Raw genomic sequence first — 26,128 nt, forward strand, 5'->3', positions numbered from 1 at the left:
TCGAACAGAAAGCGGCACTGGAATGCGCATGGACCGGATCAGCTTTCTGTTGAATGGAGAGCGCGTATGTCTCGACAATGTCTCGCCCGTGACAACCCTGCTGGACTGGCTGCGCGAGGGGCGCGGGCTGACCGGCACGAAAGAGGGCTGTAACGAGGGCGATTGCGGCGCCTGCACGGTGATGGTCAGCGATGCCGATGGCACGCGGGCGCTGAACGCCTGTATCCTGTTCCTGCCGCAACTGCACGGCAAGGCGGTGCGCACGGTCGAAGGGCTGCGCGGCCCGGACGGTGCGCTGCACCCGGTGCAACAGGCGATGGTGGATCACCACGGCTCGCAATGCGGCTTCTGCACACCGGGTTTCGTGATGTCGATGGCGGTGGCGCATCGCAACGGCCAGACCGACTACGATGACCGGCTGGCGGGGAACCTCTGCCGCTGTACGGGTTATGCCCCGATCATCCGCGCCGCGCAGGCCGTCGCCGATCACCCCGCGCCGGGCTGGATGGATGCGGACCTGGCGGCGCTGGACGCCGCCGCGAGCGACGAGGGCGCCCCGGCCCTGCCGGGGTCGTCCGAGGAGCTCGCCCGCCTTTACGCCGCAACCCCCGACGCCACGCTGGTGGCCGGGGCGACGGATGTGGGGCTGTGGGTGACCAAGGGGTTGCGCGACATCGCGCCGGTGATCTTCCTGCACCGCTGCACCGACCTGCAACGGATCGAAGAGACCGACACCGGTCTGCGCATCGGCGCGGGCGTCACCATCGCGCGGCTGCGCGTGGCGATGGCCGACCGGCATCCGGGCTTTGCCGAAATGCTGCGCCGCTATGGCTCGGCCCAGGTGCGGGCGGCGGCGACGATTGGCGGCAATATCGCCAACGGCTCGCCCATCGGCGACGGCCCGCCCGCGCTGATCGCGCTGGATGCGCGACTGGTGCTGCGCAAGGGCGATACGCGGCGCGAGATCGCGTTGCAGGATTTCTTCCTCGATTACGGCAAACAGGACCGCGACCCTGGCGAGTTCGTGGAAACCGTGATCGTGCCGAAACAACCCGACAGCCTGCGTTGCTTCAAACTGTCGAAAAGGTTCGATCAGGACATTTCTGCGGTCTGTGGATGCTTTAACCTGACCGTTCAGGACGGAAAAGTGCAAGCCGCCCGGATCGCCTTTGGCGGTATGGCGGGCATCCCGAAACGCGCGACTGCGGTCGAGGAGACGTTGATCGGACGCCCCTGGACCGAGGCCACGGTGCGCGCCGCGATCCCGGCCTTTGCGACAGATTTCACACCTCTCAGCGATATGCGCGCCAGCGCCGATTACCGGCTGCGCGCGGCGGAAAACATGCTGTGGCGCTGTTTCCATCAGGATCAGGGCACCGCCACGAATGTGCTGGAGCTCACCCCATGAGCGTGGCCCGCTCTCTGCCCCATGATGCCGCCGCGCTGCATGTGACGGGCACCGCGCGCTATGTCGATGACATCCCCGCGCCGGCGGGCTGCCTGCACCTGGCCTTCGGCCTGTCGAACATCGCCCATGGAACGCTGACCGCGCTGGACCTGTCTGCGGTCCGCGCCACGCCGGGTGTGGTGGCGGTATTCGGTCCGGACGATCTGAGCCCGATGCCCGATTGCTCGCCCTCGGCCCATGACGAGCCGCTTTTGGGCGGGCCCGCGATCAGCTATCTGGGCCAGCCGATCTTTCTGGTGGTGGCCGACAGCCATCTGGCCGCGCGCAAAGCCGCGCGGCTGGGCCAGGCCAGCTATGACGAAAAGCCCGCCCTGTTGACCATCGACGCGGCGCTGGCCGCGAACAGCCGGTTCGAGGATGGCCCGCGCATCTGGGAAAAGGGCGACGCCGCCAGCGCCATCGCCGCCGCCCCTCATGTGGTCGAGGGCGTGATGGAGATCGGCGGGCAGGAGCATTTCTATCTGGAAGGCCAGGCCGCGCTGGCCCTGCCGCAGGAAGGCGGCGACATGGTGGTGCAGTCCTCGACCCAGCACCCGACCGAGATCCAGCACAAGGTCGCCGATGCGTTGGGCGTGCCCATGCATGCCGTGCGCGTGGAAACCCGGCGGATGGGCGGCGGGTTCGGCGGCAAGGAAAGCCAGGGCAACGCGCTGGCCATCGCCTGTGCGCTGGCCGCGCGGGCGACCGGGCGGCCCTGCAAGATGCGCTATGATCGCGATGACGACATGGTCATCACCGGCAAGCGCCATGATTTCAGCATCGCCTATCGCGCCGGGTTTGATGATGAGGGCCGTGTGGCGGGGGTGGAATTCGTGCAATACGCCCGTTGCGGCTGGGCGCAGGACCTGTCGCTGCCCGTAGCGGACCGCGCGATGCTGCATGCCGACAATGCCTATGAGCTGCCCACAGCCCGGATCGAAAGCCACCGGCTGAAGACCCACACCCAAAGCGCCACGGCCTTTCGCGGCTTTGGCGGGCCGCAGGGCATGGTGGGGATCGAGCGCGTGATGGATCACATCGCCCATCATTTGGGGCAGGACCCGTTGGCGGTGCGGCGCCGGAACTTTTATGCCTCCGGCGGGGATATTTCAGCCAAGAAGAAAGCCGCAGGCACGACGCCTTATGGCATGGCGGTCGAGGATTTCGAGCTGCACGAGATGGTGGCGGCGCTTGAGGGTTCGTCGGATTATGCCGCGCGGCGGGCGGCGGTGGCGGACTGGAACGCCGCCAATCCGGTGTTGAAGAAGGGGCTGGCGCTGACGCCGGTGAAGTTCGGGATCTCGTTTACCCTGACGCATTTGAACCAGGCGGGCGCGTTGGTACATGTCTATCAGGACGGATCGATCCACCTGAACCATGGCGGGACCGAGATGGGACAGGGCCTGTTCCAGAAGGTCGCGCAGGTCGCCGCCAGCAGTTTCGGTGTACCAATGGCGGCGGTGAAGATCACCGCGACCGATACCGGCAAGGTGCCCAACACCTCGGCCACCGCAGCCTCGTCGGGGTCGGACCTGAACGGGATGGCGGTGAAGGTGGCGTGTGACACGATCCGCGACCGGATCGCCGCGCATCTGGCCGAAACGCATCAGACCGTGCCAAGGCGGGTGCATTTCGCCGATGGCCGGGTGTTCGTGGGCGACGCGGATCTGAGTTTCGCCGAGGCCGCGCGTAGCGCGTATGAGGCACGGATCAGCCTGTCGGCGACCGGGTTCTACAAGACGCCCAAGCTGGACTGGGACCGGATCGCCGGACGGGGGCGGCCGTTCTTCTATTTCGCCTATGGCGCGGCGGTGACCGAGGTCGTGCTGGACACGCTGACCGGCGAAAACCGCATGCTGCGCTGTGACATCCTGCACGATGCGGGCGCCTCGCTGAACCCGGCGCTGGATATCGGCCAGGTCGAGGGCGGGTTCGTGCAGGGCGCCGGCTGGCTGACGACCGAGGAACTGGTCTGGGATGACAGCGGGCGGCTCAGGACCCATGCGCCGTCGACCTACAAGATCCCGGCCTGTTCGGATCGGCCGGCGGTATTCAACGTGGCGCTGTGGGATGGCGAGAACAGCGAGGAGACGATTTACCGGTCCAAGGCGGTGGGCGAGCCGCCCCTGATTCTGGGCATATCGGCCCTGATGGCGCTGAGCGATGCTGTGGCGGCCTGTGGCGCGCCCTATCCCGCGCTGGATGCGCCCGCGACGCCCGAACGGCTGCTGGCAGCGATCGACCGGGTGCGGGCATGAGTTTCGACCTGCAGGAATTGCGCCGGGCGGTCGCGGCCCATGGGATTGTCGCACGCGTGGTCGTCGCGGCCACCGCGGGTTCTGTCCCGCGCGAGGTTGGCGCGGCGATGCTGGTCTGGCCCGGCGGGCAGTCGGGCACCATTGGCGGCGGGGCGCTGGAATATCAGGCGGCCGGCACCGCGCGCGGCTGGCTTTCGGGCGCAATCGCCGCGCCGCAGGCGCGGCTTGGCCCAACCGGGGCGGCGGCATCGCAGATGCGGCCGCGCCGGGCGGGAGCGCCCTTGGCCCGACTGACGCGCCACCCGCTGGGGCCGCAACTGGGCCAGTGCTGTGGCGGGGCGGTGTCTCTGCTGACCGAATTTTTCGATCACGCCGCGCTCCCCTTGCCCGACGATACCGCCTTCGCCCGGGCGGTTGCCGCCGACGCCCCTGCGGCGCCGCCGCTGAAAGTCGCGCGCATCACCGCGCAGGCGCGCAACGGCACCGCGCCCGCCCGTGCCAGCTTGATCGATGGCTGGTTCGTCGAACCCATCCGCCGTCCGCAGCGCCCGGTATGGATACATGGCGCGGGGCATGTCGGGCGCGCGCTGGTGGAAACCTTGGCCCCCCTGCCCGATCTTGCACTTACCTGGACGGATATCTCCGCCGCGCGTTTTCCCGCGCCGCTGCCGCAGGGCGTCACACAACTGATCGCGGCCAACCCCGCCGATCTGATCCCGCACGCACCCAGCGACGCCGAACACCTGATCCTGACCTATTCTCACGCGCTGGATCTGGAACTGTGCCACCGCGTCCTGTCCCAAGGCTTCGGCTTTTGCGGGCTGATCGGGTCTGCCACCAAATGGGCCCGGTTCCGGAACCGGCTGCGGCAGCTTGGCCATGCAGATGCCCAAATTGCACGCATCTGCTGTCCGATCGGGCAACCTTCGCTGGGGAAACACCCGCAAGCCATTGCGATCGGGGTCGCGGCCACGCTACTACAGCAGGGCAAAACGACAGAAGCCGCAAAGGACGCCCGGGGGTGACGGAATTGCTTGCAGTCGAGGGGCTGACCAAGGCCTATCCCGGCGTCGTGGCCAATGACGGCGTGTCCTTCCGCGTGGCCGCGGGCGAGGTCCATGCCCTGCTGGGGGAAAACGGCGCGGGCAAATCCACGCTGGTCAAGATGATCTATGGGCTGGTCAAGCCCGACAGCGGTGCGATGCGGCTGCACGGGGCGGCATTCGAACCGGCAGAGCCTCGGTCGGCGCGGGCTGCGGGCGTGGCGATGGTGTTCCAGCATTTCTCGCTCTTCGACGCGCTTGATGTGGCCGAGAACATCGCGCTTGGCATGGAAAGTCCGCCGCCTATGAGCCAGCTGGCGCAGCGGATCCGCGACGTGTCCGACACCTATGGCCTGCCGCTGGACCCCGACCGCGTGGTGGGCGACCTGAGCGCGGGCGAACGGCAGCGGGTCGAGATCATTCGCTGCCTGCTGCAGAACCCCAAGCTGCTGATCATGGATGAACCGACCAGCGTGCTGACCCCGCAGGAAGTCGAGATCCTGTTCGAAACCCTGCGCAAGCTCTCGGCCGAGGGGACGGCGATCCTTTATATCAGCCACAAGCTGGAAGAAATCCGCAGCCTCTGCGACGCCGCCACGATCCTGCGCGGCGGCGAGGTCGTGGCAACCTGCGATCCGCGCGCGCAGACGGCGGCCGAACTGGCCGAGATGATGGTGGGCAGCAAACTGACCCCGCCCAGCCGCGCGCCGCATGATCAGGGCGCGGTGGTGCTGGATGTGGCCGGGCTGACGCTGCCATCGGCCACACCCTTCGGCACCAGCCTGCGCGACATCAGCTTCCAGGTACATGCGGGCGAGGTTCTGGGCATCGGCGGCGTCGCGGGTAACGGACAGGACGAGCTGCTGTCGGCCCTGTCGGGCGAGGCGCGGACCGACGCCGGCACCGTGCGGCTGAGCGGCACCCCCATTGGCCAGCTTGGCCCCAATGCGCGTCGCCGCATCGCCGTGCTGGCCGCGCCTGAGGAACGGCTGGGCCATGCCGCCGCCCCGGATATGAGCCTGACGGAAAACGCGCTTTTGACCGGGGCGATCCGCCAGGGGCTGACGGCGCGCGGCTTCCTGAACTGGCCCGCCGCCCGCGGCTTTGCCGAAGACATCATCAGCCGCTTCGACGTCCGCACCCCCGGCCCCGGCACCGCCGCGCGCGCCTTGTCGGGCGGCAACCTGCAGAAATTCGTGATCGGGCGCGAGGTGCTGCAGCGCCCCGATCTGCTGGTGGTGAACCAGCCCACCTGGGGCGTCGATGCCGCAGCCGCCGCCGCCATCCGGCAGGCGCTGCTGGATCTGGCCGCGCGGGGTACCGCCATCGTTGTAATCAGCCAGGACCTGGACGAGCTGATGGAAATCTCGGACCGGTTCGCCGCCCTGAACGAGGGCCGCCTGTCGTCCCCCCGCCCGATGCGCGGGCTGGGGATGGAGGAGATCGGCCTGTTGATGGGCGGCGCCCATGACATGGAGGTCGCGCATGCCGATGCCTGAGCGCCCTTACGCCTTCGGCGAGAGTATTTGTCACCAAGAAGAAGACCTGACCTTCTTCTTGGCAAAAATACTCGAAATCCCCCCATTGCGGCCAGGAGCGGCGGCATGATCCGGCTGGAAAAGCGCCCCACACCGTCCCGCGCCTGGGCCGCGGCCACGCCGGTTCTGGCGGTGTTGGCGACGATGATTGCAGGTGGGCTGCTGTTCGCGGCCCTGGGCAAGGATCCGTTTGCGGCCATTCGCATCATTTTCTGGGATCCGCTGTTTCACGAACAATTCGCCGCCTATTCCCGGCCGCAGCTTCTGGTGAAGGCCGGGCCGCTCATTCTGATCGCCATCGGGCTGTCGCTGGGGTTCCGCGCCGGGATCTGGAACATCGGGGCCGAGGGGCAATATATCATGGGGGCCATTTGCGGGGCTGGCGCGGGGTTGGCGTTTTACCCATCCGAAAGCATCCTGATCTTTCCGCTGATGGTTCTGGCGGGCGCGCTAGGCGGCTGGGCCTGGGCGATGATCCCCGCGATCCTGAAAACGAAATTCGGTGCGAACGAAATCCTGGTGTCGCTGATGCTGGTCTATGTGGCCGAGAATGTGCTGGCCTCGGTCTCGTCCGGGTTGTTGCGCAACCCCGAGGGCCACGGTTTCCCGGGCAGCCGCAACCTGCAGCAATGGGGCGCGTCGGCGAACCCCGAGCTGATCGCAGGATCGGGCATGCATTGGGGGGTGGTCGCGGCGTTCATCGCGGTGATTTTCACCTATGTCCTGCTGACCCGGCATATCCTGGGGTTCCAGATCCGGCTGACCGGCGAAAGCCCGCGTGCGGCGCGGTTCGCGGGCGTAAATCCCGCGCGGCTGATCCTGATCTGCCTTGGCCTTTCGGGCGCGCTGGCCGGGCTGGCGGGCTTGTTCGAGGTGACGGGCCCCGCGGGCCAGATCAGCATCGATTTCGGCTCGGGTTATGGTTTCACCGCGATCATCGTGGCGTTTCTGGGCCGGTTGCATCCGGTGGGCATCCTGCTGGCGGGGCTGCTGATGGCGCTGACCTATATCGGGGGCGAGCTGGCGCAGCTGATGCTGGGGCTGCCCTCGGCCGCGATCCAGCTGTTCCAGGGGATGCTGCTGTTCTTCCTGCTGGCGATGGATGTGCTGTCGAATTTCCGCATCCGGCTGGGCAAGGCAGAGGTGGCGTAAGATGGACCTGTCCTCGATCAACCCGGTCTTCCTGATCGCCTCGCTCATGGTGGCGGCGACGCCGATCCTGTTGGCGGCCATTGGCGAGATGGTGGTGGAGAAGGCCGGTGTGCTGAACCTGGGCGTCGAGGGGATGATGATCACCGGCGCCGTCTGCGGGTTCATCATCGCGGTGGAAACCGGCAGCCCCGCGCTTGGCTTCGTCTGTGCCGCGCTTGGCGGCGCGGTTTTATCGCTGCTCTTCGGGGTGCTGACACAATACCTGATGTCGAACCAGGTGGCGACGGGCTTGGGCCTGACGCTGTTCGGGCTGGGGCTATCGGCGCTGATGGGCCAGGGCTATGTCGGGATCAAGGCGCCGCCCGTGCCGCGTCTGGACCTGCCGGTGCTGTCGGACCTGCCGGTGGTGGGGCCGATCCTGTTTTCCCATGACGCAATGGTTTACCTGTCGGTCGCGCTGGTCGCGGCGGTCTGGGCGGTGCTGAAATACAGCCGCGCGGGTCTGATCCTGCGGGCGGTGGGGGAAAACCACGATGCCGCCCATGCGCTGGGATACAAGGTCATTCGCATCCGCCTGTTGGCGATCATGTTCGGCGGCGCCTGCGCGGGGCTGGGCGGCGCTTATCTGTCCCTGATCCGCGTGCCGCAATGGACCGAAGGCATGACCGCCGGCGCGGGCTGGATCGCGCTGGCCATCGTCGTCTTTGCCAGCTGGAAAGCGGGCCGGGTTTTGCTGGGAGCGTATCTGTTTGGCGGCATCACCGTGTTGCAGCTGAACCTGCAGGCGGCAGGCGTTGCGATCCCGGTCGAATACCTGTCGATGTCGCCTTACCTGATCACCATCCTTGTGCTGGTCATCATGTCCGCCGACCGCAGCCGTGCGGCGCTGAACGCGCCCGGCTCGCTTGGCCGCGTCTTCCACGCCACGAGCTGAGGCGTTAAACCTTAACCGGGCCCAGGCCCGCACAACAGGAGAGTAGAAAACATGAAGCGCAGAACACTGCTTGCCGCGACCGCGCTGGCCATCGGGTTTGGCGGGGCAGCCTTTGCCCAGGACAAGACCAAGGTCGGGTTCGTCTATGTCGGCCCCATCGGCGATGGCGGCTGGACCTATGAACATAACGAGGGCCGCCTGGCCGTCGAAGAGGCGTTCGGCGACAAGGTCGAAACCGTGTTTCAGGAAAGCGTGCCCGAGGGCGCGGATGCCGAACGCGTGCTGACCCAGATGGCGCTGTCGGGGGCGGATCTGATCTTTACCACCTCGTTCGGGTACATGGATCCGACGATCAATGTGGCCGCCAAGTTCCCGGATGTGAAATTCGAACATGCCACCGGCTACAAGCGCGCCGACAATGTCAGCACCTATTCCGCCCGCTTCTACGAGGGGCGCGCGGTGCAGGGACACATCGCGGGCAAGATGACGGAATCGAACATCATCGGCTATATCGCGTCCTTCCCGATCCCCGAGGTCATTCGCGGCATCAACTCTGCCTATATCCACGCCAAGAAGGTCAACCCGGATGTCGAATTCAAGATCATCTGGGCCTATACCTGGTTCGACCCGGCGAAAGAGGCCGACGCCGCCAAGGCGCTGATCGAACAGGGCGCCGACGTGATCCTGCAGCACACCGATTCCACCGCGCCGCAGGCCGCCGCCGAACAGGCGGGCAACGTGATCACCTTCGGTCAGGCCTCTGATATGGGCGAATTCGCCCCGATGCCGCGCGTCAGCTCGATCATCGACAACTGGGCGCCCTATTACGTGGCCCGCACCCAGGCGGTGATGGATGGCAGCTGGGAAAGCGTCGACACCTGGGACGGCATCAGCACCGGCATGGTCAAGATCGGCGAGATCTCGGACGCCGTGCCCGCCGATGTAAAGGCCGAGGCGCTGGCCATGGTCGAGGCGATCGGCGCGGGCGAATACCACCCCTTCACCGGGCCGCTGAAAAAACAGGATGGCAGCGACTGGCTGGCCGAGGGCGAAGTGGCCGATGACGGCACGCTGGCGGGCATGAGCTTCTATGTCGAGGGGCTGACAGGCGAAATCCCGCAATAAGCGGTCCCAATCGCATTGAACGAGGGCCCGGGGCGTGAAAACCCCGGGCCTTTGGCCCGACTGGATTGTGCGGGCATCGCTAGAATATCAGCACTTGCCGGCCTCTTTGTTGCCGTATTCAGAATTCAGATTGCAGCAAACATTGATTGAGGCTGCAATGGATTTACTCAAGCAATTCTTTTTGTCCGTGCTCGACACCTTCACAGGGCTGGAGTCACGAATAGCTGTCGTCTATCTTTTGCTCACAGTACTAATCGTCGCTGTGCTGTGGAACATGCGCGGTCGCCCGACAGGCTTTCTAGCCTATCTGCTACCAAAGGAAGTCTATCTCCACAAATCAAACCTAGTGGACATAAAGATATTTCTTTTCAATGCCTTATTGTCAGCTTCAGGATTATTCGCAGCGGTGACAATGACGCCATTGATGACAGCCGCTGTGCTGAACGGTCTGTTAACCGCCACCGGGTCATCAGTCGCGCCGGTTGACCTGACCTTCGCCAAGCTGGCCTTTGCCACGGTCATCATTATCCTGACGTTGGATTTCTGCAAATATTGGGCGCATCGTTTACACCACGAAACCTCCATCTTGTGGCCATTCCATGCACTGCACCACTCTGCCGAGATCATGACGCCACTTACGGCTCATAGAAATCATCCGGTGTTTCTGATCCTGCGCGCGCTGCTCTATACTGTCGTGGTCGGGATCGTACAGGCGCTGATGCTTTTCCTGCTGATGGGAAAAATCGAGATCCTGACCATCGGCACGGTGAACGCCGGTTATTTCCTGTTCAACGCACTCGGATCGAACCTGCGCCACAGCCATGTCTGGCTCAGCTATGGGCCTGTCCTGGAACACGTGTTCATTTCTCCAGCGCAACACCACATTCACCATTCGGCCGAACGCAAACACTATAACAAGAACTATGGCGAGGTCTTCGCGATCTGGGATCTCATGTTCGGAACACTTTATGTGCCGCAGAGCTATGAGAAGATCACCTATGGTCTGTCGGACGAAGACGGCACGTTGATCGAACAGCCCTATCCCAACCTGCGGACTGCGCTCTTGCATCCGTTTGCGGACAGTTGGCGCGCCTTGCTGAAGGGGACGTCATTCGACCCAGACGCTGCGCCGGCCCATGAGGAACGGAAAACCTGATGACACGGGGGCTGTCGATCTGGCTGGACGCGTTGCGGGTCATGGCGACAATCGTCGTCGTGATTTCGCATATCTGCTATCCGCGTTTCACCCGTGGCGACTATATCGTCGTCCGTGAGCTGAACCTTGGAAGCGATGCGGTCATCGTCTTCTTTGTGATATCGGGGCTGGTCATCACCTTTGCCGCCGAACGCGACTGGCGCTTGTCCACCTACGCCTTCAATCGCCTGACGCGCCTGTTGTCCGTGCTGGCGCCCGCGCTGCTGCTAACTTTTGCATTCGACCAAATCGGCAAGAGCATCGGCCCAGAGGCCTATACAAGCTTCTACAACCCCGCGTCTTTTGCCGAACTGATGCTGCGCGGGCTGACCATGTCGAATGAATGGAGCATCCTGCCACGCCTTCGGCTGGGCTCCAACGGCCCCTTGTGGTCCCTCAGCTACGAGGCCGCGTATTACGTGCTTTTCGCCGTCGCCTTCTATCTGTCCGGGGCGCGCCGGGCTGCGCTGCTGATCCTGATGGTCGTGGTCGTGGGCCCACGCGTTCTGTTGCTGATGCCGTCATGGTTGATGGGCGTCTGGCTGTGGAAATGGTTGGCCGCGGGAGGGATTGACCGGCTGTCCAGGCGCATGGCGCATCTCGGCGCATGGGGCGGTCCGGCCCTGTATGTGATGTGCCTATGGGCAGGTGTGCCCGACATGCTCAAGACGCAAACGAGCGCGCTTTTCGATCCCCTAAGCTATCGTTCGATACTGGTCTTTTCGGATGAGTTCATCTGGAATGGTTTGATTGGCGCCATGACCGCGATCCACATCATGGGTATGGCGCGCCTGCTGAGCGCGTACAAACGCCCGCATCCGGGCATTCGCTGGTGGGCAGGCGCCAGTTTCTCGATCTATGTGACCCACTATCCTGCGCTGCATCTGATTGACGCCCTTTTCCCGGCAGAAACGCTGGCGCGCGATGTGCTGTTTCTGGTTGGGTCAATCACGGTCGGCCTGGTCTTTGCGCAGTTCTTCGAGCGCCCCGTCGCCGGCTTCCGCAAAGCGCTGTTGGCACTTCACGGCCGTTTGTTCGACCGATCCGGCGCAAACCCGATAGGCGATCCGGTGATTGATCCCAAAATTTGATGGTGTGATCGCGCCGCAATTGCGGCCGCTCTCGATATCGCAAAGCCGGTCCAGAAGGGGGCGGCCACTGACGCTGCTGTGACGGCCCACCCAAACTGACGCAACGTGACCCACCTCGTTTGGCGCGATCGGCAATAACAACGGCGCGATGGGGCCATGAAAGCGCCGGGATCGGTTGCTATCCTGCCCCACGAAAAGCAGGAGGACCGTCATGAAATTCACCGTGAACGGAACCGCGCGTCAGGTCGATGTCGAAGACGACATGCCGCTTTTGTGGATCCTGCGGGACGCGCTGGGGATCACCGGGCCGAAATACGGCTGCGGGATCGCGCAATGCGGGGCCTGTACGGTGTTGATGGATGGGGACGCCGTGCGGTCGTGTCAGATCACGTCCGACATGCTGGAGGGCGCGGACATCACCACGATCGAGGGGCTAGGAACCCCGCAGGCGCTGCATGCGGTTCAGGCGGCGTGGATCGAACATCAGGTCGCGCAATGCGGCTATTGCCAGTCGGGCCAGATCGTTCAGGCCGCCGCGCTGCTGGCACGTGATCCCGCGCCGTCGGACGCCGCGATTGACGACGAGATGTCGGGCAACCTGTGCCGTTGCGGCACCTATCCCCGCATCCGCGCCGCGATCCGCACCGCATCGCGCACACTGCAGGAGGGGTGATCATGTCCCGTGCCGGAACCATCGCCCGCCGTAGCTTCCTGATCGGTTCGGCCGCGCTGCTGGGCGGTGTGGCCTTTGGCGTTTATGCCGCGAAACGTCCCTTTGCCAATCCCAACCTGACCGGCGTGTCCGACGGGGCGGTCAGCTTCAACCCCTGGGTCATCGTCACGCCGGAAAAGGTCGTGCTGATCGCCCCGCATGGCGACAAGGGTCAGGGCATATTCTCGGCCCAGGCCGCGCTGATCGCCGAAGAGCTGGATATCGACCCCGCCCGGGCCGAGGTCAGCTTTGGCGTGCCGGATCGGGCCTATTACAACCGGGTGATCGCGGATGCGGCCGTGCCGATCAAGTCGATCGACACCGGCGCCACCGCCGAATTGCTGCGCGATGTGATGGGCGGGGTGGCCAAGCTGCTGCTGCCGATGCAGATCACCGGCGGATCGACCGCGATCCCCGACAGCTATGACAAGCTGCGCCGGGCGGGCGCTGTCGCGCGCGAGACGCTGAAACGCGCCGCTGCCAACCGCACGGGCGTCGCCGTCGGCGATCTGCGCTCTGAGAACGGCGCGGTGATCCTGCCCGATGGCAGCACGATACCCTATACCGATCTGGCGTCTGATGCGGCCAGGATCGAGCCGGTGACCGACGTGACCTTGCGCGACCCGTCCGAATGGCGGCTGCTGGGCAAGCCGATGCAACGGCTGGACATCGTGGCCAAATCCACCGGCACGCAGGCCTATGGCCTCGACCACGCGCTGGATGGCATGCTGCACGCCACGGTTCGGACCAACCCACGTCAGGGCGGTGAGCTGCTGGGTTTTGACGCCAGCGCGGCGAAGGCCATGCGCGGCGTGCACAAGGTGCTGGAAATTCCCGGCGGCATTGCGGTGGTCGCCGACAATACCTGGCGCGCGTTTCAAGCGGCCGAGGCCGTGAACTGCGACTGGGGCCTCGCCCCCTATCCCGCCGAGCAGGTCGACCATTGGGCCGAGATCGAACAGTCCTTCACCGATGACCGTCTGAACGCAAAACCGCGCGACGATGGCGATGTGGACACGGCTGAAGGGGCGGAATTGCGCGCCGAATACCGCGCGCCCTATGTCGCCCATGCGCCGCTGGAGCCGCTGAACGCCACGATCCTTGTGACAGACACACGCGCCGATATCTGGACCGGCCACCAGATCCCCGGCTTTGCCGCGCAGTTCGTGGCCGATATCACCGGGATCGACCGCGAAAACGTCCACCTGCACAACCAGTTCATGGGCGGCAGTTTCGGCCACCGGCTGGAATTCGACGTGATCCGGCAGGCCGCCGAGATCGGCCGCCAGATGCGCGGCACGCCCATCAAGCTGACCTATCGCCGGGAAGAGGATGTGGCCCATGACTATCCCCGCCACATCACCATGGGGCGCGGGCGCGGCAAGACCGCGAATGGCCGGGTCGTGGCGCTGGATCTGCAACTGGCGGCACCTTCGGTCATTGCCTCGCAAATGGGGCGGATGGGGCTTTCGGTGCCCGGCCCCGATGCGCAGCTGCACGAGGGCGCGTGGGACAACCCCTATGGCAATCTGGCGCATCAGCGCGTGCGGTCCTACCGCGTGCCGGAACTGGCGCCGGTGTCGTCCTGGCGATCCGTGGGGGCGGCGCCCAACGGGTTCATCTTCGACACGCTGCTGGACGAGCTTATCCACCAGGCAGGCGCCGATCCGCTGGAAGAACGGCTGCGGCTGATGGATCATGACGTATCGCGCAAGGTGCTGGAGGCGGTGGGCGAGATGTCGTCCTGGGGCAGCCCCCTGCCCGCCGGGTCGGGGCGCGGCGTGGCCTTTGTCATCTCGTTCGGGGTGCCCGTGGCCGAGGTGGTCGAGGTCACGCAGACGGAAAGCGGCATCCGCCTGGACAAGGCGTGGATCGCCGCCGATGTGGGCCGCGTGATCGACCCGGTGAACCTGCAGAACCTGGCACAGGGCGGGATGATCTTTGGGCTGGGCCACGCGATGAATTGCGAGATCACATATGCCGACGGGATGGCCGAACAGTCGAACTATGACAGCCACGCGGGGATGCGGCTGTATCAATGCCCGACGATCGAATTCCGCGCGCTGGAAAACGGCCCCAAGATCCGTGGCTTCGGCGAACCGCCCGTGCCGCCCGCCGCGCCCGCGCTGGGCAACGCGATCTTTGCCGCCACCGGCCAGCGCATTCGCGAACTGCCCTTCAACCGGCATATCGATTTCGTGTGACAGGTTTCGGTTGCCCCTGACGGCCAGTGTGCCATCTTCGGCCCAGGAAATCGGGCAAGAGGGCAAGGTGGTCGGCGATGCGGTATGATTTCATTGTGATCGGTGGCGGGATCGCCGGGCTGTCGGCGGGCGCGCGCCTGTCGGAACATGGCACGGTCCTGCTGCTCGAAAGCGAAAGCGCCCTGGGCTATCACGCCTCGGGCCGGTCGGCGGCGCTGTTCGAGGAAAGCTATGGCCTGCCCTCGACGCTGGCGCTGAACCAGGCCAGCCGCGCCTTCTTTCAGGCCGACCCCCACCTGACCGGGCCGCGCGGGCTGATGTTGATCGGCAAGACGGACGAGGATGCGGCGTTCGAAGCCGACCGCGACGCGATGGGTCTGGCCGAACTGACCCGGGACGAGGCGCGCGCCATGGTGCCGATCCTGAACGATGATGCCGCCCGCGCCGCCTGGCGCGAGGATGCGTGGGATATCGACACCGATCTGCTGATGCAGAACTTCGCCCGCGCGATCCGTGGCAATGGCGGCGCCGTCACCACCGGCGCAGCGGTCACCGCCATCAGCCGCGACGCCGGTGGGTGGCAGGTGACGGCGGGCGATGCGTATGAAGCCACCACTTTGGTCAATGCCGCCGGTCCCTGGGCCGACCGGGTGGCGCAGATGGCCGGGATCGCGCCGCTGGGCCTGCAAGCCTATCGCCGGTCGATGGCGCGCATCCCCGCGCCCGGCGGGCTGGATATCCGCAACTGGCCGATGATCTTTGGCACCGGCGAAAGCTGGTATGCCAAACCCGATGCGGGCAAGCTTCTGGTCTCGCCCGCCGAAGAGGACCCGGCCCAGCCGCATGATGCCTGGGCCGACGACATGGTGCTGGCCGAGGGGCTGGCGCGGTACGAGGCGATGGTGACCGAACCCGTCACCCGACTGGAAACCAGCTGGGCGGGGCTGCGCACCTTTGCCCCTGACCGGTCGCTGGTTCTGGGCCCCGACCCCACCGACCGCAGCTTCGTCTGGAGCGCGGGACAGGGCGGCTATGGGTTCCAGACCGCGCCCGCCGCCAGCCGGCTGGTGGCCGATCTGGTCACCGGACAGGCCCCCGAATTGCCGCCCGAGATCGTCGCCGCCCTGAGCCCCGAAAGGTTCCGCTGATGCCGCCGCGCAAGCTGACCCTGCCCGACACCCACGCGCTGGACGGCGCGCCCGATGTGCAGCGCTTCGCGCCGTCGGCGGGGCGCAATGCCGACCCGATCAGCGCGGTTCTGGCCCGGCTTGCCCCACCCCGGGGGCAGGCGCTGGAAATCGCCAGCGGCACCGGGCAGCATATCGCTCGCTGGGCCACGGAGCATCCCGGACTGAGCTGGCAGCCCAGCGATGTGAACCCCGACAATCTGGACAGCATCCGCGCCTGGGCGGCGCAAGCCGACCTGCCGAACCTGCGCGATCCGATCCTGCTGGATGCGGGCCAGCCCGGATGGGGGGCTGGACAGGCGCCCTTGGACCTGATCGTGCTGGTCAACCTGCTGCACCTGATCGCGACGCCCGAGGCCGAGACCGTGATTGCCGAGGCCGCATTGGCGTTGGCCCCGGACGGGGTTCTGGCGATCTATGGCCCGTTTTCGCGCGATGGCGCCTTTACCAGCGATGGCGATGCCGGGTTTCACCGCAGCCTGACCGCGCAGGATCCCGCCATCGGCTACAAGGACACACAGCAGGTGGCCGACTGGATGCAGGCCGCCGGGCTGGTCCCGCAGGCCCCGATCGAGATGCCCGCCAACAACCTGTTCCTGATCGCGCGTCACGCATTCAGCAAACCCGATATGACTTGACCCCGATCAAAGACCGCGTTCCGGCAACCTGATTTCTGTGCCCTGACAGAAACAGGAGACCACGATGAGCTGGAACGAGAAACGCGACGCCACCAAGGATCAATTGCGACGCCTGAACAAGGCCATCCCCGATGCCGCCAAGGCCTTTTCCGGGTTGGGTAAGGCGGTGAAGGAAGGCGGCGTGCTGGACTTCAAGACCAAGGAATTCGTGGCCCTTGGCATCGCCGTCGGCCTGCGCTGCGAGGCCTGCATCGTCCTGCATATGGAGGCGCTGATCCGCGCCGGGGCGACCCGGGACGAGGTCGGCGATGTGCTGGCCATGTCGATCCAGATGGGAGGCGGCCCCGCCATGATGTACGCGGCCAAGGCCATGGAATGCTTCGATGAATTGAGCGCGGACTGACCCCGGGCCCAGCAGGAGATTGATCATGCGAAAACGGATTGTCCTGATCTGCCTTGTGGCGCCGCCGCTTTGGGCGCAGCCGGGGCAGCAGTTCATCGACAACTGGGATCTGGACGGCGACGGCGCCGTGACCCTGACCGAGGCGCAGGAACGGCGCGGCGATGTCTTTGCCAGCTTCGATGCGGACGAGGACGGGTTCCTCAGCGCCGGGGAATATGTGGTTTTCGACGAGGCCCGCGCCAATGACATGGCCGCCAACGGCCCGGGGCCCGGACAAGCCGCGATGCAGCGCGCCGCCGACGGGCTGCGGTTGCAAGCCAACGATACCGATGGCGATGGCCGCGTCAGCCTGGCAGAGTTCATCGGCGCGACACCGGGTTGGATCGCGGCGATGGACCGTGACGGAAACGGGTTGATCACATCGCGGGATTTCGACGGCGGCAGCTGACCGCCGCCCGCCCCGCCCTAGACGTGATGCGGCAGGTATTCGATGCCCGACGCGATCTTGTACTGCGCCGGGGGATAGGATCCCGGCTCGCGCTTCAGCTGCGGATAGCGGCGCATCAGATCGTCGCGCATGTCGGGACCCAGCGTCGCCAGCGCCTCAGCCGTGGGCAGGAAGCTTTCGACCGGCAGGCCATTGGCGGCAAAGACCTGATGGCTGTCGAACACCATCTGATAATAGGCCACGCTGTCATGCGAACGGTCGATGAAGACCGCGTCGCTGGTTCCGGCCAGTTCGCGCGCCTCGGCCAGGACGCATTGGTTGTCGGGCATGCCCAGCACGCGGAAACCGGGGATCAGCAGGCGGTGATCGGGGGCGACCAGCAGATCCTGTTGCGGCATCATCGGCCCGATGGCCCGCCGGGCCAGCCGCACCGGCGCCTGATCGGGGTTCTGGCGCATCTGGTCCTGGGTGACGACCCGCTTCCACACCATGCGCACCGGCTGCAATCCGGCGGTGCGGGTGACGATCATGTCGCCGGGGCGCACCAGCTCGATCCGGCGCGCGCCGCACGGCGTTCGGATATTCGTGCCCGCGGCAAGACCCCCGGTAAAGCAGGTCAGTTGAAATTCCGTTGTATCAATTCGGCCCTGAAAACTCACGAAACCGATTCCCCATATAATCGCCCCTGTGGAAAACTCTTCCCGAACAATAAGGCGGAAATGGGGAAGACTGGTGCCACGAACCTGACAGTTCGATCGGGATTGATCGTCTATTGAAGGATCGGAAACCCTGCGCCGTCACGGGCGCAGGATGGCAAAGGCGATCCGCCGGGTCTGATCCGGGGCAAAGCGGTGGCCGATATCCAGCTGCCCCTGCTGCACGATGTCATGGGTTTCGGCCAGGCGCTGCAATTGCGGCTTCGCCAAAAGCGCCTGTACCTTGCCCGAGGCGATGAACACGACCTCGCGCCCGCCCGCCTGATCCATGGGCGACAGCGGCCAATAGGTCCAGTCGGGGCGGTGAAACCGCAGGTTACCGGCGTAATAGTAATCGGTAACGATCAGGGGTGCGCCGGTGGTGCGGGCGGCAATCTCGTCGGCAAGCTGGTCGACCCGAAGCGAGTCGCTGCCCGCGCCGCGCAGCCGGATATCGGCCATGGCGATCAGCGCCAGCGCGCCCAGAATCGCAACGCCCCCAGCCAGCATCCTGACCGCACGCGGCCCCGCGCGCTCCGCCCCCCACAGCATCAGCATCGGCGCCGCCAGCAGGAATTGCGGCAGCAGCCAGCGCACCTGAAGCGATGTGACACCCGCGGCCAGCACCGCCACCGCACCAATGATCGACGACAGGACAAAGGCCCGGCCCATCAGGCGGGTGAAGTCCCGCGCGACGGGATCCGACAGGGCCGGGCCCGCCTTCGCCCGGCGGCGCAGGATCAGCGCCACCACCACAATCACCAGCAGCCCCGCGACCAGCGACGCGGCATAAAGCTGCGCGCCCTGAACCCAGACCGGCAGCGCGCTGTCGCCGGGCAGATAGAATTTGCGGACCGATCCCAGCGTCTTGTCGGGGTTCTGCTGCATCCACCACAGCGGCAGCCCCGCGATGGCCACGGCGACCCCGCCCGCCAGGCCCATGCCACGGTTCAGGACCGCCGCCCGGAACCGCGGCAGCGACAGCGCCGCAACCAGCAGGCACAGCGCATAAAGCACAAAGGTGTATTTCGACAGCAGGCCAAAGCCGAACGCGGCGCCCAGAAACAGGTAATCCCGCCCCTGCCCCCGGCGGATCACCCGCGCCAGCGCCCACAGAAAGACCACCATCATCAGGCACATCGCCGTGGAATGGGTGTTGGCGCGCTGTGCCTCCCACAGGAAATTCGGCAGCAGCATCGGCGACAGCGCCCCGACCACCGCCAGCCGCACCGGATAGATCACCCGCAAACCCATGAACAGCGCCACATAGGTCGCGGCGATCATGACGTTCTTCGCCCCCGCCACCGCGAATGTATTGACGCCCGCCAGATGGAACCACAGCGCCTGCCACCAGTTGTAAAGCGGCGGCTGCGGGCCATAGCCCAGCCGGAAATCCTGTGCCAGCAGCACCATCTCGGCCTCGTCCATCTCGAACGTGCCGCCCAGAACGCTGCGCAACAGCCAATGTGCCGCGAAATAGAACCCGACCGCCGCCAGAAAGACCCGCGTCAGGCGCCGGTCGTCGGGCCAGAGCGTTTGCATCGCCTCACAGCATGCCCGGCAGAACCAGATCCGGCGGCCGGTGGCCGTCATCGAAGGTCTTGATGTTGATGATCACCTTCTCGCCCATCTCGATCCGGCCCTCGACCGTGGCCGAGCCCATATGCGGCAGCAGCACGACATTGGGCAGCTCGCGCAGGCGGGGGTTGATCTCGTGCCCGTGTTCGAACACGTCCAGGCCCGCGCCCGCGATCTCGCCCGCGCGCAGCATCCGGGTCAGGGCGTTTTCATCGATCACCTCGCCCCGGCTGGTGTTCACGATCACCGCGTCGGGCTTCATCAGTTTCAGCCGCCGTGCGTTCATCAGATGAAAGGTCGACGGGGTGTGCGGGCAGTTGATGGAAATCACATCCATCCGCCGCACCATCTGGTCCAGGCTTTCCCAATAGGTCGCGCCCAGTTCCTCCTCGATCTCGGGGTGCAGGCGGCGGCGGTTGTGGTAATGCACCTGCATGCCGAACACACTGGCCCGGCGCGCCACGGCCTGACCGATCCGGCCCATGCCCAGAATTCCCAGACGCCGCCCGCCGATCCGGCCACCCAGAAGCGCGGTCGGCGACCAGCCCTCCCACCGGCCCGATTGCATCACCGCCAGCCCCTCGGGGATGCGCCGCGTGACCGCCAGCATCAGGGCGATGGTCATGTCGGCGGTGTCATCGGTAACCACGCCGGGGGTGTTGGCCACCAGAATCCCGCGCTGGCGGGCGGTGTGGACATCGATATGGTCCACCCCCGCGCCGTAATTCGCGATCAGCTTCAGCCGATCCCCCGCCTGCGACAGCATCGACTGGTCGAGCGTGTCGGTCACCGTGGGCACCAGCACATCGGCCGATTTCATCGCCGCGACCAGCTCTTGCCGGGTCATCTTGCGGTCATCGGTCGACAGGGTGACATCGAACAGCTCGGCCAGCCGTTTCTCGACCGGCTCCGGCAAGCGTCGCGTGACGACAACACTCGTGCGTTCAGCAGACATTCATTCTCCCCCGGGCTTTCCAATGCCGTTCCATAATGGCAAACTGTCCGAGAACGGGGCAAGGTACAAGACCCCACAATACAGCGACAAAGCGACATATGGTTTGGGCAGTGAAACAAGCCGTTTTCGGAATTTTCATCGCGGTGCTGGCCTGGGCCGGTGCCGCTGCGCATGCGGGCGAGCGCGGGGCGGTGACGAACCTGCCCCTGCCGCGTTTCGTGTCGCTGAAGGCCGGCGAGGGCAATGTCCGGCGCGGACCGGGGCTGAGCCACCGGATCGACTGGGTCTATCAGCGCCGCAACCTCCCGCTGGAGGTGGTGGGCGAATTCGGCCATTGGCGCCGGGTGCGCGACCGTGACGGGATCGGCGGCTGGATCCACTATTCCCTGCTATCGGGCGCACGCACCGTGATCGTGGAAGAGGACATGCTGCCCATGCGCCGCGCCGCCGATCCCGATGCCGATATCGCCGCCCGCGCCGAAAGCGGGGTGATCGCGCGGCTGGGCCCGTGCAAGCAGGACTGGTGCCGGATCGGCGCCGGGGGCATCTGGGGCTGGGTGCCGAAAACCGCTCTGTGGGGCGTGAAACCGGACGAGCTGCGCGACTGATCCGGTCGCAGGGGGACCAAACCGATGTCTGCCGCACATAAGCTGAACCTGTCGGCTGGACTGGCCTCGGTCACCGTTGCGGTGCTGCTGGTGGGGGTCAAGCTGTGGGCGCTGGGGGAAACCCATGCGTTGTCCATCGCGGCCAGCCTGACGGATTCGGCGCTGGACATGATGATGTCGCTGGTCGCGCTGATGGCGATCTTCTATGCCGCCCGCCCCCCGGACGAGGATCACGCTTTTGGCCACAGCTCGGCCGAGGATCTGGCCGGGCTGGGTCAGGCGCTGTTCATCCTGACATCGGCGGGCGTCATCGCCTGGGCCGCGGTGCGGCGGCTTTTGTCCGATGCCCCGGTCGCGCTGGAATTTCAGGGGCGCGGCATGCTGGCAATGGCGGTGTCGATTGCCCTGACACTGGCGCTGGTGCTGTGGCAGCGCCGGGTCGCGGCGCGAACCGGCAACCGCGTGGTGCAGGCGGATTCGCTGCATTACCTGGGCGACCTTCTGCCCAGTGCCGGGGCGCTGGTGGCGCTGGTCGCATCGTCCTGGTGGGGGCTGCAACAGATCGACAGCGTCGTGGCGCTGGGTGCGGCGGCGATGCTGTTTTTCGGCGCGCTGAGCATCGGCAGACAATCCTGGGACGCGCTGATGGATCGCCGCGCCGACCCCGATGTGGTGGCAAAGATCGAATCCATCGTCGATGGCTGGCCCGGCATCCACGGCTATCACGACCTGCGCACGCGGCGCTCGGGCTCGACCATCTTCGTCAACCTGCATATCGAGCTGGATGGCGACCAGACCCTGACCGAGGCGCATGATATCGGCGCGGGCCTGAAACACGCGATCCTGAAAGCCTATCCCGAGGCCGACGTGATCATCCACAAGGACCCGGTGCGCTAGGTCCGGGAAAAGGCCCCCGGTGGCAAAGGAGTATTCATGGCCAAGATTGCCACCCATTTCGACGATCTGGCCACGATACCGGAATTGCTGTCCATGTCGGGGCTGGAATTCATGCAGGCCATGCTGGAGGGCCGCATCCCCGGCCCGCCCATCGCGCAGCAGCTGAACTATCACCTGCACAGCGTCGATCCCGGACGGGTGGCGTTTCGCGGCACGCCGCTCTTCGACCATTGCAACCCGATGGGCACCGTGCATGGCGGCTGGTACGGCACGTTGCTGGACAGTTGCCTGGCCTGCGCGGTCATGACCACGGTGCCCAAGGGGTCGATCTATACGACGATGGAGTACAAGGTGAACATCACCCGCGCGATCCCCTTGGGGACCGAGGTCGAAGCGGTCGGCACGATCCAGCATGCGGGCCGAAAATCCGGTGTCTCGAATGGCGAGATCCGGGGCATTGCCGATGGCAGGCTTTACGCCACCGGCTCGACCACCTGCATGATCATGACACCGGGCTGACCGTCGGCTCGGCGCTGTTTTCCTCGGGATCGGGCAACGGCATTTCGCGGGCGCGGGGATGATCGCGGGCGGTTTCGTGCAGCCGCTCGGAGGCGTCCCAGCCGATCCTGCGGCGGCGGCGATACAGGAACAGCTTCCCCCAGCCCCGCGTCGTGCCGACCGATGGCGCGGTCGCGTCGCAGGGGAACCGGTCACGCCACCCCGGCGGCAGGGACAAGCCGCACCCTTCGGCCTTGTCCAGCATCCAGACCAGCGGGATATTGGCCAGGGGCCGCGCCGGTTCATAGCCGCCCAGCTGCCCGCCCACATCGCCATGGGCGCCACGGAACCAGACCTGTTCGGCCCGGCCCGTCCAATCCGGCGGGCAGCGCCACAGCAGCGGTCGAAAGGCCGCCCGCGTCTCGTCCAGCGCCAGCGCGTGATAGCCATGGCGCACGACATCGGACAGGGCGTGGTTGTGAAAGGCGTGGCGCGGCTCTGTCAGCATCCAGAAAAGCGGCAGCCGGATGCCCAGCGCCTTGACCGTGTCCCAGACACCGACCATCTCGACCGTGACGCGGTCATGGCAGAACTGGCGCGCGAAAACCTCGGCGGTATCGCTGATCGGCGCGTTTTCGTAATGGCGATAGGCCAGCCGCACATTGCGTTCGATGGCGTGTTCCGCCGTCAGCAGGCCCACCCGGTCCATGACCCCCGCCAGCGACCGCACCGCAAAGGCGCCCCGCGAATAGCCGAACAGGAAAATCCGGTCACCCGGATGATAGCGCGACGCAAGATAGCCATAGGCGCGCCGGATCTGCCGGTTGATCCCGCGCCCGAAGGCCACGTCATGGGTGCGCCGCCAGTGCATCCACTGAATGCCCGCATCGTAATAGAGCGACATCTGCGCCGTCGCGGGCATCTCGCACAGCAGCTTGTAAAGCGTTCCGGCATGGGTTTCGGAACCGGGGTCGAGTGATGAATTCGTCCCGTCCAGGATGATCACATGCGTCACCGGCTGGCGCGAGATCCGCGAGGTGCGCGCCGCCACAAGACGGCGTTCGCGGATCCAGTTCCATATGCGCCGGGCGACGCTCATCCTAGCCCTCGTGCAGCAGTTTCCAGACCCGCATCGGGGTAAAGGGCATGTCGACCTGACGGATGCCACGGTCCCAGACCGCATCCTGCACCGCGTTGGCAATCGCCGCCAGCGCGCCGACCGTCCCGGCCTCGCCACAGCCTTTCATGCCCAGCGGGTTGCCGGTGGACGGCACCGGCTCTGTGTCGAACGAGATCATCGGCATATCCGCCGCGCGCGGCATGGCGTAATCCATGAAGCTGGCGGTCAGAAGCTGGCCATCGGCATCGTGAACCACATGTTCCGACAGCGCCTGGCCCAGCCCCTGTGCCACGCCGCCATGCACCTGTCCCGCGACCATTTGCGGGTTCATCAGCACGCCGAAATCATCGGTCACGGTATAGCGGTCGACGGTCACGGTGCCGGTTTCGGGGTCGATCTCGACCTCGGCCACATGGGCGCCATTGGGATAGGACCGGCCATCCAGCGTCGTCTTTTCGCGGTGCCGCAACAGGTCGGTGCGCCCGGCGGCGCGCGCCATCTCGGCGGCTTCCTGCAGGGTCGGGTGGCGGTTGCTGGCCTCGGCCCGGAACTGTCCGTCCTCGAACCGCAGATCGTCCTCGGCCACGCCCAGCTCCTCGGCCAGAAACGGGGTAAACGCGGCGATCATCGCGGTGACGGTCACCAGCGTGGCCGCCGATTGCACGGTCACCGACCGCGACCCGCCGGTGCCGCCGCCAATGGCGATCCGGTCGCTGTCGCCTTGGATGATGCGGATGTCCCCCTCGGGGATGCCGGTCCGTTCCGACAGAAAGCGGGTATAGACCGTCTCGTGCCCCTGCCCGTTCGATTGCGTGCCGACGTAAAGCGACACCGTGCCATCGTCGTTGAATTCGATCGCGGCGTGTTCTGTGGGCGAGCCCAGAATGGATTCCACGTAATAGCACAGCCCGATCCCGCGCAGCCGACCCCGGGCCGCGTCCGCATCGCGCCGCGCCGCGAAACCGGCCACGTCGGCCTGCGCGTCGGATTTGTCCAGCACGCGGGCGAATTCACCCACGTCATAGGTCTCGCCCGATTGCGTCTTGTAAGGGAAGGCCGCCGGCGGAATGAAATTGCGCCGCCGCAGCTCCCACGGGTCGATGCCCAACTCGCGTGCGGCGCGGTCCATGATACGTTCCAGCGCATAGATCGCCTCGGGCCGCCCCGCCCCGCGATAGGCATCGACCTGCGTGGTGTTGGTATAGATCCCGACCGTATTCAGATAGACGGTCTTGATGTCATACGGCCCGGTCAGAACCCGCGCGAACAGGTCCGATTGGATGAACTGGGCATAGCCAGAGTTATAGGCGCCCAGGTTCGACGTCACATTCACCCGATAGGCGGTGATGCGGTAATCGGCGTCGAAGCCGATCTCGGCCTCGGTCACCAGATCGCGGCCCGCGTTGTCGGTCAGCATCGCCTCGGTCCGGTCCGACATCCAGCGCACCGGGCGGCCCAAAGCGCGCGCGGCCTGGGACACGACGAAATATTCCGGGTATGTCATGCCCTTCATCCCGAAGCCGCCCCCCACATCGGGGTTGGTGACGCGCACCGCGTCCTCGGGCAGCGACAGCATCTGGGCCAGCTCGGCTTTCTGGTCCCAGACCCCCTGCCCGTTCACGCACAGATGCAGGCGGCTGTCGTTCCATTCGGCGAAACAGCCGCGCGGCTCCATCGAGTTGACGATGATGCGGTTGTCCTGCGCTGTCAGCGTCACCCGATGCGCCGATGCCGCCAGCGCGGCGTCGCAGGCCGCCGCATCGCCATGCGCCCAGTCAAAGGCGATGTTGTCGGGCGCCTCGGGGTGGATCAGGGTGCCGCCGGGCGCATTGTCGACATGGGCGGGCAGCTCGTCGAAATCGAAGAATATTGCCTCGGCCGCCATGCGCGCCTGATGCAGGGTGTCGGCCACGACCAGCGCCAGCGCCTCACCAACGAAGCGCACCCGGCCCTCGGCCAGCAAGGGGCGCATCGGGGCCGCGCCCTTGCTGCCGTCGCGGTTCCGGATCAGCGAGGCCGCCATGCCCTGGGTGATCCCGGCGGCGCGCAGATCCTGCGCGGTCAGCACCAGATGCACGCCCGGCATCGCGCGCGCGTCGTCAACGTCCAGTGCGGTGATGTCGGCATGCGCCACGGGCGAGCGAAAGACATAGGCCTGCAACGCACCGGCGGGCGCGATATCGTCGACATACCCGCCCGCCCCGGTCACGAACCGCCGATCCTCAAGGCGGCCGCGAGCCTGGCTTTGTCCGAATGTGCTCATACCCGTGCGCTCCTGTTTGCGATGCAGGTCAACTCTAGCGTCCTCAACGCCCCTGTCCAGTCGCGTCGGCGGGCAAGGCCGCACATGGCCCGAACGGCCAAACGGCATTTTAAATTGTTTACTTTCAGATGCTTAAAAG

Annotated in this window: 23 protein-coding genes; 18 read left to right on the forward strand and 5 right to left on the reverse strand. The window is 65.8% G+C overall.

Going from position 1 to position 26,128, the window contains the following annotated elements; genetic code table 11:
- The first annotated feature begins 28 nt into the window (after positions 1-28).
- The 15 genes from xdhA to CLM60_RS16310 all read left to right on the forward strand — a co-directional run bounded on the left by xdhA (position 29) and on the right by CLM60_RS16310 (position 17,375).
- Positions 29-1,408: a xanthine dehydrogenase small subunit gene (gene xdhA, locus CLM60_RS16240; RefSeq protein ID WP_095590745.1), complete on the forward strand. Its 1,380-nt coding sequence runs from the start codon at positions 29-31 to the stop codon at positions 1,406-1,408.
- Positions 1,405-3,705: a xanthine dehydrogenase molybdopterin binding subunit gene (gene xdhB / locus CLM60_RS16245; RefSeq protein ID WP_095590151.1), complete on the forward strand. Its 2,301-nt coding sequence runs from the start codon at positions 1,405-1,407 to the stop codon at positions 3,703-3,705. Before xdhA ends, xdhB begins: the two co-directional genes overlap by 4 nt.
- Positions 3,702-4,730 (forward strand): xanthine dehydrogenase accessory protein XdhC, encoded by a 1,029-nt coding sequence (gene xdhC / locus CLM60_RS16250; protein WP_095590152.1) that lies wholly within the window; start codon positions 3,702-3,704, stop codon positions 4,728-4,730. The genes xdhB and xdhC overlap by 4 nt, the downstream gene beginning before the upstream one ends.
- A complete protein-coding gene (locus CLM60_RS16255) occupies positions 4,727-6,247 on the forward strand; it encodes an ABC transporter ATP-binding protein (protein WP_095590153.1) in 1,521 nt (506 codons plus the stop codon). The genes xdhC and CLM60_RS16255 overlap by 4 nt, the downstream gene beginning before the upstream one ends.
- Before the next feature lie 105 nt (positions 6,248-6,352).
- Positions 6,353-7,438, forward strand: coding sequence for an ABC transporter permease (locus CLM60_RS16260; RefSeq protein WP_095590154.1), 1,086 nt, complete (start codon positions 6,353-6,355; stop codon positions 7,436-7,438).
- Position 7,439: 1 nt separating this feature from the next.
- On the forward strand, positions 7,440-8,372 hold the full coding sequence (locus CLM60_RS16265; protein ID WP_095590155.1) for an ABC transporter permease: 933 nt from the start codon (positions 7,440-7,442) through the stop codon (positions 8,370-8,372).
- Positions 8,373-8,423: 51 nt separating this feature from the next.
- Positions 8,424-9,497 (forward strand): BMP family ABC transporter substrate-binding protein, encoded by a 1,074-nt coding sequence (locus CLM60_RS16270; RefSeq protein ID WP_095590156.1) that lies wholly within the window; start codon positions 8,424-8,426, stop codon positions 9,495-9,497.
- A gap of 34 nt (positions 9,498-9,531) precedes the next feature.
- A complete protein-coding gene (locus CLM60_RS16275; protein WP_141246545.1) occupies positions 9,532-10,653 on the forward strand; it encodes a sterol desaturase family protein in 1,122 nt (373 codons plus the stop codon).
- Positions 10,653-11,783 carry an acyltransferase family protein gene (locus CLM60_RS16280; RefSeq protein ID WP_095590158.1) on the forward strand — a complete coding sequence of 377 codons (1,131 nt, stop codon included), beginning with the start codon at positions 10,653-10,655 and terminating at the stop codon, positions 11,781-11,783. Before CLM60_RS16275 ends, CLM60_RS16280 begins: the two co-directional genes overlap by 1 nt.
- Before the next feature lie 211 nt (positions 11,784-11,994).
- Complete coding sequence (locus CLM60_RS16285; RefSeq protein WP_095590159.1) at positions 11,995-12,456, forward strand: (2Fe-2S)-binding protein; 462 nt, start codon at positions 11,995-11,997, stop codon at positions 12,454-12,456.
- 2 nt (positions 12,457-12,458) lie between these two features.
- A complete protein-coding gene (locus CLM60_RS16290) occupies positions 12,459-14,699 on the forward strand; it encodes a xanthine dehydrogenase family protein molybdopterin-binding subunit (RefSeq protein WP_095590160.1) in 2,241 nt (746 codons plus the stop codon).
- Between the two features lie 77 nt (positions 14,700-14,776).
- Positions 14,777-15,847 carry an NAD(P)/FAD-dependent oxidoreductase gene (locus tag CLM60_RS16295; RefSeq protein ID WP_095590161.1) on the forward strand — a complete coding sequence of 357 codons (1,071 nt, stop codon included), beginning with the start codon at positions 14,777-14,779 and terminating at the stop codon, positions 15,845-15,847.
- A complete protein-coding gene (locus CLM60_RS16300) occupies positions 15,847-16,524 on the forward strand; it encodes a DUF938 domain-containing protein (RefSeq protein WP_095590162.1) in 678 nt (225 codons plus the stop codon). The genes CLM60_RS16295 and CLM60_RS16300 overlap by 1 nt, the downstream gene beginning before the upstream one ends.
- Before the next feature lie 64 nt (positions 16,525-16,588).
- On the forward strand, positions 16,589-16,927 hold the full coding sequence (locus CLM60_RS16305) for a carboxymuconolactone decarboxylase family protein (RefSeq protein WP_095590163.1): 339 nt from the start codon (positions 16,589-16,591) through the stop codon (positions 16,925-16,927).
- A 25-nt stretch (positions 16,928-16,952) separates the two neighbouring features.
- Positions 16,953-17,375 (forward strand): EF-hand domain-containing protein, encoded by a 423-nt coding sequence (locus tag CLM60_RS16310; protein ID WP_141246546.1) that lies wholly within the window; start codon positions 16,953-16,955, stop codon positions 17,373-17,375.
- Positions 17,376-17,392: 17 nt separating this feature from the next.
- On the opposite strand, the gene CLM60_RS16315 is transcribed toward CLM60_RS16310, so the two are convergent.
- From CLM60_RS16315 to CLM60_RS16325, 3 genes are all read right to left on the reverse strand, one after another.
- Positions 17,393-18,034: a Hint domain-containing protein gene (locus CLM60_RS16315; protein WP_176473908.1), complete on the reverse strand. Its 642-nt coding sequence runs from the start codon at positions 18,032-18,034 to the stop codon at positions 17,393-17,395.
- Between the two features lie 138 nt (positions 18,035-18,172).
- Entirely contained in the window at positions 18,173-19,663 is a 1,491-nt protein-coding gene (locus tag CLM60_RS16320) for a glycosyltransferase family 39 protein (protein WP_095590165.1), read from the reverse strand.
- Positions 19,617-20,603, reverse strand: a complete 987-nt coding sequence (locus CLM60_RS16325) for a 2-hydroxyacid dehydrogenase (RefSeq protein ID WP_095590166.1) — start codon at positions 20,601-20,603, stop codon at positions 19,617-19,619. The genes CLM60_RS16320 and CLM60_RS16325 overlap by 47 nt, the downstream gene beginning before the upstream one ends.
- A gap of 98 nt (positions 20,604-20,701) precedes the next feature.
- Here CLM60_RS16325 and CLM60_RS16330 point away from each other — a divergent pair, with 98 nt between their 5' ends.
- The 3 genes from CLM60_RS16330 to CLM60_RS16340 are packed head-to-tail and all read left to right on the forward strand — an operon-like array spanning position 20,702 to position 22,627.
- On the forward strand, positions 20,702-21,211 hold the full coding sequence (locus tag CLM60_RS16330) for an SH3 domain-containing protein (RefSeq protein ID WP_095590167.1): 510 nt from the start codon (positions 20,702-20,704) through the stop codon (positions 21,209-21,211).
- 24 nt (positions 21,212-21,235) lie between these two features.
- Positions 21,236-22,108, forward strand: a complete 873-nt coding sequence (locus CLM60_RS16335) for a cation diffusion facilitator family transporter (protein WP_095590168.1) — start codon at positions 21,236-21,238, stop codon at positions 22,106-22,108.
- Positions 22,109-22,144: 36 nt separating this feature from the next.
- Positions 22,145-22,627 carry a PaaI family thioesterase gene (locus CLM60_RS16340; RefSeq protein WP_095590169.1) on the forward strand — a complete coding sequence of 161 codons (483 nt, stop codon included), beginning with the start codon at positions 22,145-22,147 and terminating at the stop codon, positions 22,625-22,627.
- On the opposite strand, the gene CLM60_RS16345 is transcribed toward CLM60_RS16340, so the two are convergent.
- Both CLM60_RS16345 and CLM60_RS16350 read right to left on the reverse strand, forming a co-directional pair.
- Entirely contained in the window at positions 22,611-23,705 is a 1,095-nt protein-coding gene (locus CLM60_RS16345; protein ID WP_095590170.1) for a DUF2235 domain-containing protein, read from the reverse strand. The genes CLM60_RS16340 and CLM60_RS16345 overlap by 17 nt on opposite strands.
- Position 23,706: 1 nt before the next feature.
- Positions 23,707-25,989, reverse strand: a complete 2,283-nt coding sequence (locus tag CLM60_RS16350; protein ID WP_095590171.1) for a xanthine dehydrogenase family protein molybdopterin-binding subunit — start codon at positions 25,987-25,989, stop codon at positions 23,707-23,709.
- Positions 25,990-26,128: the final 139 nt, after the last annotated feature.

The sequence above is a fragment of the Actibacterium ureilyticum genome (assembly GCF_002285435.1).
GTDB classification, from domain to species: domain Bacteria; phylum Pseudomonadota; class Alphaproteobacteria; order Rhodobacterales; family Rhodobacteraceae; genus Actibacterium_C; species Actibacterium_C ureilyticum.

What these genes read in the sequence shown, in the direction of transcription:
- CLM60_RS16295 (WP_095590161.1), top strand. Translation starts at nt 14,777, where the DNA reads ATGCGGTATGATTTCATTGTGATCGGTGGCGGGATCGCCGGGCTGTCG.
- CLM60_RS16300 (WP_095590162.1), top strand. Translation starts at nt 15,847, where the DNA reads ATGCCGCCGCGCAAGCTGACCCTGCCCGACACCCACGCGCTGGACGGC.
- CLM60_RS16265 (WP_095590155.1), top strand. Translation starts at nt 7,440, where the DNA reads ATGGACCTGTCCTCGATCAACCCGGTCTTCCTGATCGCCTCGCTCATG.
- CLM60_RS16285 (WP_095590159.1), top strand. Translation starts at nt 11,995, where the DNA reads ATGAAATTCACCGTGAACGGAACCGCGCGTCAGGTCGATGTCGAAGAC.
- CLM60_RS16310 (WP_141246546.1), top strand. Translation starts at nt 16,953, where the DNA reads ATGCGAAAACGGATTGTCCTGATCTGCCTTGTGGCGCCGCCGCTTTGG.
- CLM60_RS16290 (WP_095590160.1), top strand. Translation starts at nt 12,459, where the DNA reads ATGTCCCGTGCCGGAACCATCGCCCGCCGTAGCTTCCTGATCGGTTCG.
- CLM60_RS16325 (WP_095590166.1), bottom strand. Translation starts at nt 20,603, where the DNA reads ATGTCTGCTGAACGCACGAGTGTTGTCGTCACGCGACGCTTGCCGGAG.
- xdhC (WP_095590152.1), top strand. Translation starts at nt 3,702, where the DNA reads ATGAGTTTCGACCTGCAGGAATTGCGCCGGGCGGTCGCGGCCCATGGG.
- xdhB (WP_095590151.1), top strand. Translation starts at nt 1,405, where the DNA reads ATGAGCGTGGCCCGCTCTCTGCCCCATGATGCCGCCGCGCTGCATGTG.
- CLM60_RS16320 (WP_095590165.1), bottom strand. Translation starts at nt 19,663, where the DNA reads ATGACGGCCACCGGCCGCCGGATCTGGTTCTGCCGGGCATGCTGTGAG.
- CLM60_RS16350 (WP_095590171.1), bottom strand. Translation starts at nt 25,989, where the DNA reads ATGAGCACATTCGGACAAAGCCAGGCTCGCGGCCGCCTTGAGGATCGG.
- xdhA (WP_095590745.1), top strand. Translation starts at nt 29, where the DNA reads ATGGACCGGATCAGCTTTCTGTTGAATGGAGAGCGCGTATGTCTCGAC.
- CLM60_RS16280 (WP_095590158.1), top strand. Translation starts at nt 10,653, where the DNA reads ATGACACGGGGGCTGTCGATCTGGCTGGACGCGTTGCGGGTCATGGCG.
- CLM60_RS16270 (WP_095590156.1), top strand. Translation starts at nt 8,424, where the DNA reads ATGAAGCGCAGAACACTGCTTGCCGCGACCGCGCTGGCCATCGGGTTT.
- CLM60_RS16305 (WP_095590163.1), top strand. Translation starts at nt 16,589, where the DNA reads ATGAGCTGGAACGAGAAACGCGACGCCACCAAGGATCAATTGCGACGC.
- CLM60_RS16335 (WP_095590168.1), top strand. Translation starts at nt 21,236, where the DNA reads ATGTCTGCCGCACATAAGCTGAACCTGTCGGCTGGACTGGCCTCGGTC.
- CLM60_RS16330 (WP_095590167.1), top strand. Translation starts at nt 20,702, where the DNA reads ATGGTTTGGGCAGTGAAACAAGCCGTTTTCGGAATTTTCATCGCGGTG.
- CLM60_RS16345 (WP_095590170.1), bottom strand. Translation starts at nt 23,705, where the DNA reads ATGAGCGTCGCCCGGCGCATATGGAACTGGATCCGCGAACGCCGTCTT.
- CLM60_RS16260 (WP_095590154.1), top strand. Translation starts at nt 6,353, where the DNA reads ATGATCCGGCTGGAAAAGCGCCCCACACCGTCCCGCGCCTGGGCCGCG.
- CLM60_RS16340 (WP_095590169.1), top strand. Translation starts at nt 22,145, where the DNA reads ATGGCCAAGATTGCCACCCATTTCGACGATCTGGCCACGATACCGGAA.